The following is a 14440-nucleotide window of genomic DNA, read 5'->3' as shown; positions in this document are numbered from 1 at the left end:
GCCGTCCGGTCGCGGACGCAGAACTCCCGTGCGGTGGCGGTTACTTGATCCCGGCGGCGGCGCAGGCCGCCTTGTACTGGGCGGTGCAGATCTGCTCGACCGTGTACACCTTGTCGGCGACGATCGTGGAGGCGACGTTCTCCTTGGTCACGATCGAGGCGTCGTACAGCTTCGACGGGGTGGCCTTGAACTCGCCGGAGAGGCTGTCGACCTTGACCGGGGCCAGGTCGTCGATCTTGTCGCCCTTGAGCAGGCGGACGGCGATCTCGGCGGTGGTCTCGGCCTCCGGCTTGATCTGCTTGTAGATCGAGAAGGCCTGCTCGCCCGTCAGGATGCGCTGGATTCCCGCGAGTTCGGAGTCCTGGCCGCCGACCGGGACCTTGATGTCCTGCTTCTTCAGGGCCGTGATGATGCCGCCCGCCATGCCGTCGTTGGCGGAGTAGACGCCCTGGAAGCCCGTCTTGCCCAGCGAGTCGATGGCGGCACCCATCTTCTTGTTGGCCTCGTCCGGCGACCAGTCCGGGATGTCCTGCTCGTACACGACCTTCTTGACCTGCTGGTCGAGGACGCTGTGCGCGCCCTTCTTGAAGAAGGGGGCGTTGGGGTCGGTCGGCGAGCCGTTGATCATGACAACGTTGCTCTCCTTGGCCTTGGCGCCCAGCGCCTTGACCAGCGCCTCGCCCTGGAGCTGGCCGATCTTCTCGTTGTCGTACGACACGTAGGCGGAGATCGGACCCTCGGCGAGGCGGTCGTACGCGACGACCTTGACGTCCTTCTTCGCGGCCTGCTGGACCCAGGACTTGGCGGCCTTGTAGTCGACGGTGTCCAGGATGATGACCTTCACCCCCTGGGTGACCAGCGCGTCGAACTGCTTCTTCTGGGTCTCGCTGTCACCGGCGGCGTTGTTGTACTTGATCTCGCAGTCGCCGCAGAGCGCCTTGACCTTCGCCTCGATGATCGGGCGGTCGAACGTCTCGTAACGCGTGGTCTTGTTCTCCGGCAGCAGCAGGCCGATGGTCTTGCCGTCACCCCCGCCGGAGTCCTTGTCGTCACCGGCCTTGCCACAGGCGGCGAGGGAGAGGGCCATGGAGACCGCGGCCGTTCCTATGACAATGCGTCGCGTCGTTGCGTTCATTACGGGTTGCCTCCCTGACGAGGCCGCGACGTCGCGGCCGAGGTGGCTGGCAGTCAACTCGGCTACGACGGCAGCGTCAAGGAGTAAATCCTTAACGAGATGACAACGGTGCCATCCGTTATCTAAGTGAAGGCAGGAGTGGCTTTCGGCAAGGTACTTTCCAAAAGGGTCGAATCCCCCATCTCACTGAGCACCAGGGCCAGGGCGCCCAGCACTTCGGCCCGCCCGCCCAGCGCCCCGGGGAGTACCGAGAGCTGCCGGGCGGCGCTCGGGATGGCGTAGCGGGAGACCGAGTCGCGGATCGGCCCGAGCACCAACTCGCCCGCCTCCGCGAGCGATCCGCCGAGCACCACCCGGCTCGGGTTGAGCAGGTTGCAGAGGTTGGCGACACCGCTGCCGATGTGCCGTCCCACATCGGCGATGACCCGGCGGCACCCCGGATCGCCCTCCCGGGCCAACTGGACCACCCGTTCCATCGTCAGATCCGGTCCGTGGCTGGGCTGGAGGAGCGGCAGCACGTAGCGGGCGGCCGTGAAGGTCTCCAGGCAGCCGCGGTTGCCGCAGCGGCAGACCGGACCGGACTCGTCGAGCGTGATGTGGCCGATCTCGCCGGCCGTGCCGCCCGGGCCCCGGTAGATCCGCCCGTCGATGACCAGGCCGGCGCCGACCCCGCTGGCCACCTTGATGTAGGCGAGGTCCTTCACCCCCCGGCCGCTCCCCCAGACCAGTTCGCCGAGCGCGCCGAGGTTGGCGTCGTTGTCGACGTAGACCGGCACACCGAGCCGACCGGACAGCTCCTTGCTGGGGTTGATGCCCGTCCAGCCCGGCAGGATCGACGTGGAGCCCAGCGTGCCGGACTCCACGTCGATCGGGCCGGGAACACCGAGCCCCACGCCGATCACCTTGTCCGGGCCGACCCCGGTCGCCTCGATCAGCCGCCGGACCAGTGCCTCCGCCCGCCCGAAACCCTCCGCCGACGAGGCGTCGACGTCCAGCGGCTCGGACTCCTCGGCGAGGACCTGATGGGCGAGGTTGCCGACCGCCACCCGCAGATGGGTGTGGCCGAAATCGACCCCTATCACGATGCCCGCGTCCCCGCTGAGCGAGACGCTGCGGGCCCGGCGGCCGCCCGCCGAGGTGGGGGTGACCTCGACCGTGCCGCTCTCCTTCAGTTCACGAACGATATTGGAGACGGTGGCCGCTGAGAGGCCGGTGCTCCGTGCGATCTCCGCCTGAGTGAGCGAGCCCGCCATACGTACCGCGCGCACGACCCGCTCAAGGTTGGCGCGATGCAGAGATGTCTGCGACCCCGGAGTCTCCATCGACTCTCTCACTCCTACCGTTTTCTCCAACATGTGAACCCCAAGCTGACCGTTTTGCGGCACTCCCCGTCAAGACCTTGAGCAATCGAAGCCTCCGATGAGCGGCATGTATCAGCCGCGTACGCACGCGAACCGCCCGCCGGCGCGGGCCGGCGGGCGGTTCGGGAAGAGGCTCTGGGCGGCTACTTCACCGCGCCCGCGGTGAGTCCGGCCACCACCTGGCGCTGGAAGACGATGTAGGCCCCGAGGACCGGCAGCATCGCCATCACCAGACCGGCGAAGAGGCCGGACCAGTCACCCTTGTAGCCCTGGCTGTTGGCGAGTTCCACCAGCCCCTGGGAGAGCACCCGGTGGTCCGGATCGGTGTTGAGCACGGTCGGCAGCATGTACTGGTTCCACTGACCGAGGAAGTTGAAGATCCCGACGCTGATCAGGCCCGGCTTCGCCATCGGCAGCATCACCTGGAAGAACGTCCGGGTGTGCGAGGCCCCGTCGAGCATCGCCGCCTCCGCCACCGAGGTCGGCAGCGTCCGGAAGAAGGAGGTGAGGAAGAAGACGGTGAACGGCAGCGAGTACGCGATGTACACCATGATCAGCCCGTGCCGGGTGTTCAGCAGGGCCATGTTGTTCATCACGAAGAAGAGCGGGACCAGCGCCAGGATGATCGGGAAGCTCATCCCGCCGATGAACAGGAAGTAGATGAAGCGGTTGCCCGGGAAGTCGAACCGCGCCAGTACGTAGGCCGCCATCGAGCCGAGCAGCAGGGTCCCGACGAGCGAGCAGCCGACCACCACGATGGTGTTGAAGAAGTAGTCGCTCATGTGCGCCTGGCTCCAGGCGCGCGACCAGTTCTCGAAGTGCAGCTTGTCGGGGAGCGACAGCGGCGTCGACAGGATCGAGTCGTCCGTCTTGAAGGACGACATCACCGCCCAGAGCAGCGGCAGGACCACCAGGATCGCCCAGATGATCAGCACTCCGTGGGAGAACACGTTGAGGACGTGGCCCTCGCTGCTCTTCTCCTTGGGTGCGGCGGCGGGCCGCTTCGCCACCGGGGCCGGGTCGGCGGCCGGTGCCGCGGGAGGGGTGTCAGTCGTCTTCACGCGTACTCACCTCGTACTGTCGAGCCGGACACGGAGGCCGACCTGTGGTGCTTGTGGTGCCTGCCGGATATCCGGGCACCGTCTCCTGTCGGTCGCGGCATCAGAACTCCAGCCGCTCGCGCCGGCCCAGCCGCATCACGATGGCGGCGAAGGCCATGGTGACGACGAGCAGTCCGACACCGATCGTCGTCGCGTAGCCGGCCTGTCCGTCGCGGAAGGCCGTCTGGTACACGTACAGCGGCAGGACCGTGGTCGAGTAGTCGGGGCCGCCGGGGCCCACGGTCATGACCTGTACGGCGGTGAACGCCTCCACGCCGAGCGCCAGGATGCCCATGTAGACCCAGCCCGACTGCACCGTGTCCCAGAGCAGCGGAAGGGTGATCTTGAAGAAGGTGGTGAAACGGTTCGCCCCGTCGAGCAGCGCCGCCTCGTAGAAATCCTTCGGGATGGACGCCATTCCGGCGGAGAAGAGAACGACGAAGAACCCGACCGTCGACCAGATCAGCACCGTCATGACACAGATCAGCGCGAGGTTCGGATCCCCCAGCCAGTCCGGGTGGACGGAGCCCAGACCGATCGCCTTGAGCGCCGAATTGAACACCCCGCCGGCCGGGTTGTACGCGAACTGGAACAGCAGGGCCACGATGACGATCGAGAGCACCTGCGGGAAGAAATAGGCGATCTTGTAGAAACTCGACCCGCGCACGCCGGAGACCGTGGCGTTCTTCCGCCGACGGCCCCCGACATTGAGCATGAAGGCGAAGAAGAGTGCCAGGCCGAGCGTCACCAGCGGCAGCAGCAGCACGAGCAACACGCTGTGTTGCAAGGACTTCCAGAAGATGTCGTCCTTGAGCATCCTCGTGTAGTTGTCGAACCCGACCATCTTGAAGTCCGGGCTCAGGCCGGTCCAGTCCGTGAACGAGTAGTAGATGGACTGGATGAACGGCCAGATGACGAAGACCGCGTACAACGCCAAGGGGACTGTCAAGAACCCCACGATGAAACGGTACTTGCCGTGCTGCATCGTTTACCGACCCCGATCTTTCCGCGGGTGCCGCCGCTGGTGACGGTTGCTCACTGGTGCTTGTAGTGCTTGATGGACTGGTCCTTGGCCGCCGCGTCCGCGAAGGCCTGGATCTTCTTGATGGCCTCGGCCGGGGTCGCACGGCCGGCCATCATCTCGCCGATGCCGGCGACGCCGATCTGCTCCTTCTGGAGCTTCACGTACCAGTCCTGGAGGCGCGGGTTCACCACGTTGTCGCCGGCCTTCTTCAGGGCGTCGACACCGGACTGCATGGCGGTGGACAGGGTGAGGCCGTCCGTGCCGCCGTTGAACGCGCTGAGCGACTTGACCTGCTGGGTGAAGTTCTTCGAGGACTCCTCGGAGAGCATGATGCGCAGCTGCTCCATGCCGCCCTCGGGGTTCTTCGCGTTGGCCGGGACGATGAAGGGCTCACCGCCGGACGCCCAGATGGTGCCGAACGGCAACTTGTCGGACGAGTCCAGGCTGGACGGCGCCGAGACCATCATCTTGAAGTCCTTGGGCGTGGTCGGCGCCGCCTCGTTCTCCACCCACGAACCGTTGGGGAGGAAGAGCGCCTTGCCCTTGGTCCACTCGGTCTGCGACTGGATGTGGGTCAGACCGGGGGTGCCCTGAAGGATGTAGCCCTTCTTGTACAGCTCGTAGTACGCCTCGAAGGCCGCCTTGACGGCGGGGTCCTTCCACGCGTTCGGCTCCAGGTTGTCGATCTTGTCGAGAACCTCCCGGCCACCGATCTTGCCAATGAACGGGTAGAGCGAGAACGGCAGGTAGTACGGGTACTTACCGGCGTACGTCCAGCCCGCGACGCCCTTCTTCTTCGCCTTCGCGCAGAGGGCGAGCATGGCGTCCCAGTCCTCGGGGTACTCCGCGTCCAGCTTCTCCAGCGCGGTCTGCGAGTACCAGACGCCGTACACGGTGTACGCGTAGTACATGATCCAGACGGGGTCGCCGTCGAACTGGCCCATCTCCAGCACACCGGGGCGCAGCGTGTCGCGGACCTTCTTGCTGGGGTCGTCGATGGACGGGGCGTCCATCAGCGGCGTCAGGTCGAGCAGCTGCTTCTTGCCGACCAGGACACCCATGTCCATCTGCTCGGCACCGGAGTTGTCGATCAGGTCCGGCGGGGTGCCGCCGTTGAAGCGGGGCTGGAGCTGCGACTGGATCTTCTGGGTCGCGACGTGCTTGACCTTCGGGGCCTTCGGGAACGCCTCGTTGTACTTCTTCTCCGCGTCGATCGCGTACTGCTGACCGAAGCCGCCGTCGAAGATGACCACCTCGAGCGGGGCCGTCTCGTTGACGCCGAGCGGGTTGGTCTTGGAGACCTTGCCCTTCTCGACCTTCTTGTCGCCGCCGCTGTCGCCGCTCGCGCAGGACGACAGGAAGCCCATCGCGGGAACGCTGATCAGGCCGAGTGCGGCCGATCGCTTGATCACATCGCGACGGCCAAGGCCCTCGTTGTTGTGGGCGGAGGTGGATCCCATGCTCAAGTCCTCGCCTTCTCCAGGACTCAGGCGGTGTGTACCGGTCGCCCGTCGAAATTCGCCTCAGGCGAAGGGCCCCGCCACCGCGGTCAATTGCGCTTGGGTGGTGCTGATTTAAGGCTAACCATGTGCGGTGGGGGTACCGGAGAGCCCGGTTGTCGGAGGCACCCGTCGTGCCGTCCTCGACCTCTTCCCCTCGTCCCCCACGCCCGCGTCACCGGAGCGGTGGTGCGGACGTGCGACAGGTATAGTCCACTCACGGCCGACTGAGCAAGATCGAATGCGAGTTTGAACAGCAGTCTTTCCCGAGTTGAGACCTCGCGGATACATGGCCCCCGCATGCTCCCGGCTCCGGCGCGAAGATTTCCGCATTCGGGCCGACACGGCCCGGCATTCGCCTCCAACGCCCTTGACACATCGCGACACTTGGCTACCTACTGGACGTCGTGCAGCTCCTGTGACTGACGTCCGGGCCAGTGGGGAGAACCTCGGCGGCGGAGAGGTGGAGGAGAATCCGGTCGACGGGGCGACCTCCCCGTTCACCGGCTACGCGGACACCTCGACGCACGAAGGTCTCCACGGTGGAGCTGCCGGTCCCCTCGGTGGTGGGCGCCGTGCGGTGCGCACACCGGGCTCGTACGCGCACTACCGCCTGGTGTGCGCGGGTGAGGGGAGCGGCACGCGGAGGTGGAGTTGACCGCCTGACGGCCGTCCCCCGACCGCCCCCGACCGGTGCCGGTCACGGGCGGGCGGCGGTCTCCGGTCCGGTCCCGGGGAGCAGGTTCTCCGGCAGGGCCACGTTCCACGCGGTGATCACCGGGTTGCCGTGCTCGGTGCCGAGCCGTGAGACCGCCCCCGTCGCGAGCTGGAAGAGGGTGCCCTCGGCCGGGGTCAGACCGAGGTAGCGGGCGGTGAGGACGCGCAGGAAGTGGGAGTGCGCGACGAGCGCGATGTCCTCGTCCCCGGAGCGCCCGGCGGCCGCCGCCGCGACGGCGGCGAGCACCCGGTCGGCGCGGGCGCCGACCTCGGCGGGCGTCTCCCCGGGATGGTCCGCGGGTCCGGCGGCCACCCCGTCGGTCCAGAGGTTCCAGTCGGGGCGGGTGCGGCGGATCTCGTCCGTGGTCACCCCTTCGTAGCCGCCGTAGTCCCACTCGACCAGGTCGGGGGTGACGACCGGGTCGGGCAGCCCGGCGAGTTCGGCGGTGCGCCGGGCGCGCAGGGCGGGGCTGACCAGGGTGACGGCAATGTTCCGCCCGGCGAGCAGCGGTGCCAGCGCGCGGGCCTGCCGTTCCCCGTACGGGGTCAGCGGCAGGTCGGTGTGGCTCGTGTGCTGCCCGGACCGCGACCATTCCGTCTCGCCGTGCCGGACCAGGATCAGCTCGCCCATGATGCTTCCGCTCTCTCCGTACGATGCCGTGTGCGCCGTGCGCCGTCACCGGGTGAACCCGCCGGTACACGATCGCATTCCGCCGGGGGCGCCCCGGTCCGGGACACCGCCGCGGAGGCCCGGTACGGAAAAAGGGGCCGCCCCCTCCGCGGTGCTGCGGAGGGGGCGGCCCGGTGCCCTGCCGGACCCGCTGTTACTTGCGGATCAGGCTGCGGAGCACGTACTGCATGATGCCGCCGTTGCGGTAGTAGTCCGCCTCGCCGGGGGTGTCGATGCGGACGACCGCGTCGAACTCCACACCGGTGTCGGTGGACACCTTGACCGTGCGCGGCGTGGTGCCGTCGTTCAGCTCGGTCACGCCGGTGAAGGAGAAGGTCTCCTCGCCGGTCAGACCGAGGGACTCGGCGCTCGCGCCCTCGGGGAACTGGAGCGGGAGGACGCCCATGCCGATGAGGTTCGAGCGGTGGATGCGCTCGTAGGACTCGGCGACGACGGCCTTGACGCCGAGGAGCGCGGTGCCCTTGGCGGCCCAGTCGCGGGACGAGCCGGAGCCGTACTCCTTGCCCGCCAGGATGACCAGCGGGGTGCCGGCGGCCTGGTAGTTCTGCGAGGCGTCGTAGATGAACGAGACCGGCGCGCCGTCCTGGGTGAAGTCGCGGGTGAAGCCACCCTCGGTGCCCGGGGCGATCTGGTTGCGCAGGCGGATGTTGGCGAACGTGCCGCGGATCATGACCTCGTGGTTGCCTCGGCGGGAGCCGTAGGAGTTGAAGTCACGGCGCTGGACGCCGTGCTCCGTGAGGTACTGACCGGCCGGGGTGTCGGCCTTGATCGCACCGGCCGGGGAGATGTGGTCGGTGGTGACCGAGTCGCCCAGCTTGGCGAGGACGCGGGCGCCGGTGATGTCGGCGACCGGGGTCGTCTCCATCGTCATGCCCTCGAAGTACGGGGGCTTGCGCACGTAGGTGGACTCGGCGTCCCACTCGAAGGTGTTGCCGGTCGGGATCGACAGCGCCTGCCACTGGGCGTCGCCCGCGAAGACGTCCTGGTAGGACTTGTTGAACATGTCCTCGCCGATGGAGTTGGCGACGACGTCGTTCACCTCGGCCTCGGAGGGCCAGATGTCCGCCAGGTAGACCGGCTTGCCGTCCTGGTCGATGCCCAGGGCGTCCTTGGTGATGTCCACCTTCATCGAACCGGCGATGGCGTACGCGACGACCAGCGGCGGGGACGCCAGGTAGTTCATCTTGACGTCGGGGTTGATCCGGCCCTCGAAGTTGCGGTTGCCGGAGAGCACCGAGGTCACGGCCAGGTCGTGGTCGTTGACCGCCTTGGAGACCTCCTCCGGCAGCGGGCCGGAGTTGCCGATGCAGGTGGTGCAGCCGTAGCCGACGAGGTTGAAGCCGACCTTGTCGAGGTACGGGGTCAGACCCGCCTTGTCGAAGTAGTCGGTGACGACCTTCGAGCCCGGGGCGAGGGTGGTCTTGACCCACGGCTTCCGGGACAGGCCCTTCTCGACCGCCTTCTTCGCCACGAGCGCCGCGGCGACCATGACGTACGGGTTCGAGGTGTTGGTGCAGGAGGTGATCGCGGCGACGGTGACGGCGCCGTGGTCGATCTCGTACGTCGAGCCGTCGGGGGCGGTCACGGTGACCGGGTTCGACGGGGTGCCGTTGGTGGCGGCCGGGGCGTCGGAGGCCGGGAAGGACTCCTTGCCCGCCTCGTCGGCGGTGGAGACGTAGTTGAGGACGTCGCTCTTGAACTGCTCGGCGGCGTTGGCGAGGACGATGCGGTCCTGCGGGCGCTTCGGGCCGGCGATCGACGGGACGACCGTCGAGAGGTCCAGCTCCAGCTTCTCGGAGAAGTCCGGCTCGGCGGCCGGGTCGAGCCAGAGGCCCTGCTCCTTGGCGTACGCCTCGACGAGCGCGACCTGCTGCTCGTCACGGCCGGTCAGGCGCAGGTACTTCAGCGTCTCGTCGTCGATCGGGAAGATCGCGGCGGTGGAGCCGAACTCCGGCGACATGTTGCCGATGGTGGCGCGGTTGGCGAGCGAGGTGGCGGCGACGCCCTCACCGTAGAACTCGACGAACTTGCCGACGACGCCGTGCTTGCGGAGCATCTCGGTGATGGTCAGCACCAGGTCGGTGGCGGTGGTGCCGGCCGGGAGCTCGCCGGTCAGCTTGAAGCCGACGACGCGCGGGATGAGCATGGAGACCGGCTGGCCCAGCATCGCGGCCTCGGCCTCGATGCCGCCGACGCCCCAGCCCAGCACACCGAGGCCGTTGACCATGGTGGTGTGCGAGTCGGTGCCGACCAGGGTGTCCGGGTAGGCCTGGCCGTTGCGGACCATGACCGTACGGGCCAGCTTCTCGATGTTGACCTGGTGGACGATGCCGGTGCCCGGGGGGACGACCTTGAACTCGTCGAAGGCGGTCTGGCCCCAGCGCAGGAACTGGTAGCGCTCCTTGTTGCGGCCGTACTCCAGCTCGACGTTCTGCGCGAACGCGTCGTTGGTGCCGAACTTGTCGGCGATGACGGAGTGGTCGATGACCAGCTCGGCCGGGGCGAGCGGGTTGATCTTGGCCGGGTCGCCGCCCAGCTCCTTGACGGCCTCACGCATGGTGGCGAGGTCCACGACACACGGCACACCGGTGAAGTCCTGCATGATCACGCGGGCCGGCGTGAACTGGATCTCCTGGCTGGGCTGCGCCTGCGAGTCCCAGCCACCGAGCGCCCGGATGTGGTCGGCGGTGATGTTCGCGCCGTCCTCGGTGCGGAGCAGGTTCTCCAGCAGCACCTTCAGGCTGTAGGGGAGGCGCGCGGAGCCCTCGACCTTGTCCAGCCTGAAGATCTCGTACGACTCGTCGCCCACGCGCAGCGTGCTGCGGGCGTCGAAGCTGTTCGCCGACACGACAGTCTCCTTCATCAATGTGCGCGTACTCCGCGCCGCGCCTTGTCACGCCAGGCGCCGCGTGGTGCCGCCTACGGCTCCTCGACCGTCCGCTAGAGTGAGGATTGGTTAGGTAACCCTTACTTCCCGCGGACCGCGCTGCGCCTTCGGCATATATCTCGATGTCGAGATAACTCTAGTACATCACCCCGTCGCGGTCATGCGCGGGCACCGTCGGCCCGCCGCGGCGAAGCCCGGACGCGGCCGACGACCCGACCGCCCCCGACGGACCGACCCGGACAGAACCAGGATGGCCGCGACCCCGCGACCCGAAACCCCGCCGGACCCGGGGCGCAGGATCCAGAACTCAGGACTCGGGGCGGTCGACGAGGACCTGGACGCCGTCGAGGATGCGCGAGAGCCCGAACTCGAACGGATCGGCGTCCGCCCCGACGGCGGCATCCGGCGCGAAGACACCGGCACCGATGGCACGCGCGAGCGCCGGGAAGCGGTCGGCGTGACGCGTGAGCAGCTCACCGGTCAGGTCGAGCCACTGCCGCTCGTACTCCGCGTCGAAGTCGGCGGCCTGCTGGGCGAGGCTGCGCACGTGGCCCATGACCAGCAGGAAGACCTGGTGCCGCTGGGGCGCGGTCAGGCCGGTGGGCTCCAGGATCCCGAGGGCGGCGTCGAGCCAGGCGAGCTGATGGGGGCCCATGAGCCGGCGGCGCATCATCGTGGCGGCCAGCAGCCAAGGGTGGGCCCGGTACACCTCCCGGCAGGAGCGGGCCCAGGCGGTCAGCCGCGACCGCCAGTCCGGAGCCTCGGCCGCGAGGTCGGGGGCGTCCCTCAGCACGGCTTCCACCATCAGCTCCACGAGCTCGGCCTTCCCGGGGACGTAGCGGTACAGGGCCATCGCGGAGACGTCGAAGGCGGCGGCGACCTTGTTCATCGAGACGGCGTCCAGGCCCTCGGCATCCGCGAGCCCGACGGCCGCCTCGGCGATCCGCTGCGGGGTGAGGCTGGGCTTGGGGCCGCGCGTGGGCCGGTCCCGCTCGCCCCACAGCAGCGCGACCCCGGTCCGCAGATCACGCGCCTTCTTCTCCCCGGTTCCGGCCATGGATCCCACTCCTCCCCGATCCCCTCCGGACCCCGATCAGCAGGGCTTCCGGCGGGGCGTTGACACCCGACGACAACTGTATATACCTTAAAGCTCACCGCTTATCCCATAAACAGTTTATGGAGCCAACCATGATCGGCACCATCATCACCGCGACCGCCGCGACCGCCCTCGCGGCCCCGGCAGCGGGTCTGCTGGGATACCGGCAGTTCCAGCGCGCCGCCCACGCGAAGCGGCTCCGCATCACGGCCCCCGAGGGCATCGACGAGTCGGGGTTCGTCCGGATCGGCGGCATCGATCAGTGGATCTCGGTGCGCGGCGACGACCGCCGCAACCCGGTGATCCTTGAGCTCCACGGCGGCCCCGGCGCCGCCAACCACGTCTTCCTGCCCCGCACCCGCGCCTGGGAGCGGCACTTCACGATCGTGCGGTGGGACATGAGGGGCGCCGGCCGGACCTTCGTACGCAACGGAGCCGACGGGCAGGGCGACTTCACGCTGGACCGGCTCCACCGCGACGCCCTGGAAGTCACCGCACACGTCCGCACCCGGCTCGGTGTCCCCAAGGTGCTTCTGGTCGCCAACTCCTTCGGCACGGTGCTGGGGCTGCGCCTCGCCCGCAGCCACCCCGAGCTGTACTCCGCGTACGTCGGCACCGACCAGAACATCGCCGAGGGCGGCCGCGACACCTCCGCCTACGAGACGCTGCTGGAACGTCTGCGGCGGACCGGCAAGCGCAAGGAGCTGGCCCGGGCCACGGAGATGGGGGCCGACCGGGCCGCGTGGACCACCCGGCAGTGGTCCACGTACAACAAGCTGGTCGTCACCAGCGATCCGCTGTCCTACGACACGATGAAGACCGTGGTGGTCCGCTCGCTGTGGTTCTCACCGCAGCACACGCTCCGGGGGCTCGGCGCCTACATGAAGGGGATGACCTTCTCCGAGCGGCTCGCACCGGAGGCGGTGACCATCGACGAATGGCGCGAGGGCACCTCCTTCGCCCTCCCCTTCTTCGTCTTCCAGGGCGCGCGGGACGTCCTCACCCCGCCCGGGCCCGCCCGGCGGTTCTTCGACGACGCCGACGCGCCGGTGAAGGACTTCGCCCTGATCCCCGACGCCGGCCACTTCGCCTCCTTCCGGCACCCCGGGGCGTTCCTCGACCTGATGCTCACCAAGGTCCGCCCGGTCCTCGACCACTCGTCGGCACGCCGCCCGTGAACCGAACCGGTGGATGGCGGTGTTCTGGACGGAGCACGAGCCTCTTCTCCGACCTGATCGGGGTAGGTGGCCGGGCGACAGGCCCCCGGGCACGACGAAGGGCCGCCCCGCCCACGAACTGGGGGACGACCCTTGTGCTGGCGCCTCACGAAGGCGGCCGGTGTCGGACTTCCAGCCGATCGGATCAGCGGACGGCCATGTCATCGGCGTCATCCGCGCCGAGTGGTTCCGGGAGCCGGCCGTTCGCATCGGCGCCCGCACACGACCGCACCCCCGCGCCCTGCCGGCCGACCCGGTGCAGCACATGCCGGGACGCCGAACGGGCCTGGCCGCCCACGACCTTCCCGCCCGCACGCGCCACCGGCCTGGCGTCGCGCCCCTGGTGCCCGAGGACGACGACGTCCACGCCGTACCCGTGGCCCGGGGCATCGGGCCTTCCGTTCTCGACGGCCCCGGGCAGCGGCCCACATTCCGGGACGACGCGCCGCCCGTCCGCTCCGCCGTCACCGCCGCGACGGGCCTTCAGCCGCATACCGAGGAAGAAGGTGCCGACGCAGGCGACGAGCACACCTACGGCGAGCAGCACGAACTCCCTGACGCCGAGGCCGGTGGCCGGGGCCCCACGGGCGATCACGGGCTCGGCCGAGCCCTGGGCCACCGGGGTGGGGCTGATCGCGGCCGCGGGGCCGGAAGCCTCCGGATCCAGCGTGCCGGACGTGGGCGCGCCACCCGCAGCCGACGTGGCCGGTTTCGGAACGTCTGCGGTCACGGGTCCGGTCGTCCGCCCGGATCCGGTGGACGGCCCCGACCCGGACGTCCGCCTCGGAGGAGCGGATGCCGCCGATCCGGCACCCGGGTGCGAGGCGGGCGGCTTCGTACCGGTCGTCGGCCGTGGAGCGGTGGAGGCCCCGGAACCCGGCTTCGTGATGTCGAAGGACTTCACGAAGTTGCTGCTGTTGGCGTTCAGGGTGCACGGCGCGTCGGCCCAGGCCTGCGCCGACCCGTTCGTGGCGACGAGATGGAGGGCGAGGTCGCCGGCGGTGACCGTGCCCTTGCCCGGCCGACTGAAGGTGGGCGTGGTCACGCTGGCGGTCGCGGCGACCTTGAACGAACCGGACGCCGGAACCTTCGTCCTGGCCATGCGGAACGGAACCTTCATGTCGAAGTCGGTCTGGGGCCCGTCGACATGGGCCGTCGCGTTCGCGGTGCCCTCAAGGGTCTGCGCGCCGATCCTGGTGAGCCAGTCGGTGACCCCCGCGCTCACCGTCGCCACCGCGTCGACGGAGATGGTCCTGCCGGGCTCGCCGACCTTGATCGAATCCGGGATGTTCGATTCGATCTTCACCCTGGTCGGCTGAGCGCCGGTCACGGGGGACGAGCATGTGTAGTCGAATGTGCGGGCGAATGGTTGCGCGGCAGCCGTTCCGGCACCGACGATGCCCACGACTCCGTTCACCGCCGCCAAAGTTGTCGCGGCCCCAAGGATCAACCCTGCCCTTGGCCCGCCGCATTTGGTGATCATGAATTGACCCCCGTCTGTTGCTCAGGGTGTTCGATTGCGGAATGGCTCTCATTCCTGGTGTTTCTCCAGGCCGCACACCCGTACCGGATTCGCGAATCCCGGACGATCTCGACCGGCGGGATCCTCGACGTCACTGGAAAGACACCGCCCGGGCGGCTCCGGTTCCGTGAGGCACGTGGCGTACTCCCAGGAGGGCGGTCGGCCTTTGAGTGATGCCTCTCGCGGCACAC

Annotated in this window: 10 protein-coding genes; 1 reads left to right on the top strand and 9 read right to left on the bottom strand. The window is 68.6% G+C overall.

The genetic code is table 11. The features are described from left to right. Positions 1-40 precede the first annotated feature (40 nt). The 8 genes from ACF08W_RS25155 to ACF08W_RS25120 form a co-directional block, all read right to left on the bottom strand. The gene (locus ACF08W_RS25155; protein WP_385205852.1) at positions 41-1135 is read right to left on the bottom strand and encodes a substrate-binding domain-containing protein; all 1095 of its coding nucleotides are present in this window, start codon (positions 1133-1135) and stop codon (positions 41-43) included. Between the two features lie 122 nt (positions 1136-1257). After that, the gene (locus ACF08W_RS25150) at positions 1258-2457 is read right to left on the bottom strand and encodes an ROK family transcriptional regulator (RefSeq protein WP_352273088.1); all 1200 of its coding nucleotides are present in this window, start codon (positions 2455-2457) and stop codon (positions 1258-1260) included. 182 nt (positions 2458-2639) lie between these two features. Continuing rightward, positions 2640-3557, bottom strand: a complete 918-nt coding sequence (locus ACF08W_RS25145; protein WP_385205848.1) for a carbohydrate ABC transporter permease — start codon at positions 3555-3557, stop codon at positions 2640-2642. Positions 3558-3657: 100 nt separating this feature from the next. Then, complete coding sequence (locus ACF08W_RS25140) at positions 3658-4581, bottom strand: sugar ABC transporter permease (RefSeq protein ID WP_352273090.1); 924 nt, start codon at positions 4579-4581, stop codon at positions 3658-3660. Between the two features lie 50 nt (positions 4582-4631). Continuing rightward, a complete protein-coding gene (ngcE, locus tag ACF08W_RS25135; RefSeq protein WP_385205846.1) occupies positions 4632-6080 on the bottom strand; it encodes an N-acetylglucosamine/diacetylchitobiose ABC transporter substrate-binding protein in 1449 nt (482 codons plus the stop codon). 739 nt (positions 6081-6819) lie between these two features. Then, positions 6820-7467: a histidine phosphatase family protein gene (locus ACF08W_RS25130; protein WP_352273092.1), complete on the bottom strand. Its 648-nt coding sequence runs from the start codon at positions 7465-7467 to the stop codon at positions 6820-6822. 193 nt (positions 7468-7660) lie between these two features. Continuing rightward, positions 7661-10375: an aconitate hydratase AcnA gene (gene acnA / locus ACF08W_RS25125; RefSeq protein WP_392280606.1), complete on the bottom strand. Its 2715-nt coding sequence runs from the start codon at positions 10373-10375 to the stop codon at positions 7661-7663. Positions 10376-10721: 346 nt separating this feature from the next. Continuing rightward, positions 10722-11471 (bottom strand): TetR/AcrR family transcriptional regulator, encoded by a 750-nt coding sequence (locus ACF08W_RS25120; RefSeq protein ID WP_392280605.1) that lies wholly within the window; start codon positions 11469-11471, stop codon positions 10722-10724. A 131-nt stretch (positions 11472-11602) separates the two neighbouring features. Between ACF08W_RS25120 and ACF08W_RS25115 the strand changes: the two genes are divergently transcribed. Next, a complete protein-coding gene (locus ACF08W_RS25115; RefSeq protein ID WP_392280604.1) occupies positions 11603-12688 on the top strand; it encodes an alpha/beta fold hydrolase in 1086 nt (361 codons plus the stop codon). Between the two features lie 184 nt (positions 12689-12872). On the opposite strand, the gene ACF08W_RS25110 is transcribed toward ACF08W_RS25115, so the two are convergent. Further along, positions 12873-14210, bottom strand: coding sequence for a DUF6801 domain-containing protein (locus ACF08W_RS25110; RefSeq protein ID WP_392280603.1), 1338 nt, complete (start codon positions 14208-14210; stop codon positions 12873-12875). Positions 14211-14440 lie beyond the last annotated feature (230 nt).

This window comes from Streptomyces sp. NPDC015144, from assembly GCF_043079735.1.
In the GTDB taxonomy this organism is placed as follows: Bacteria; Actinomycetota; Actinomycetes; order Streptomycetales; family Streptomycetaceae; genus Streptomyces.
This window is presented reverse-complemented; position numbering and strand designations above follow the sequence as displayed.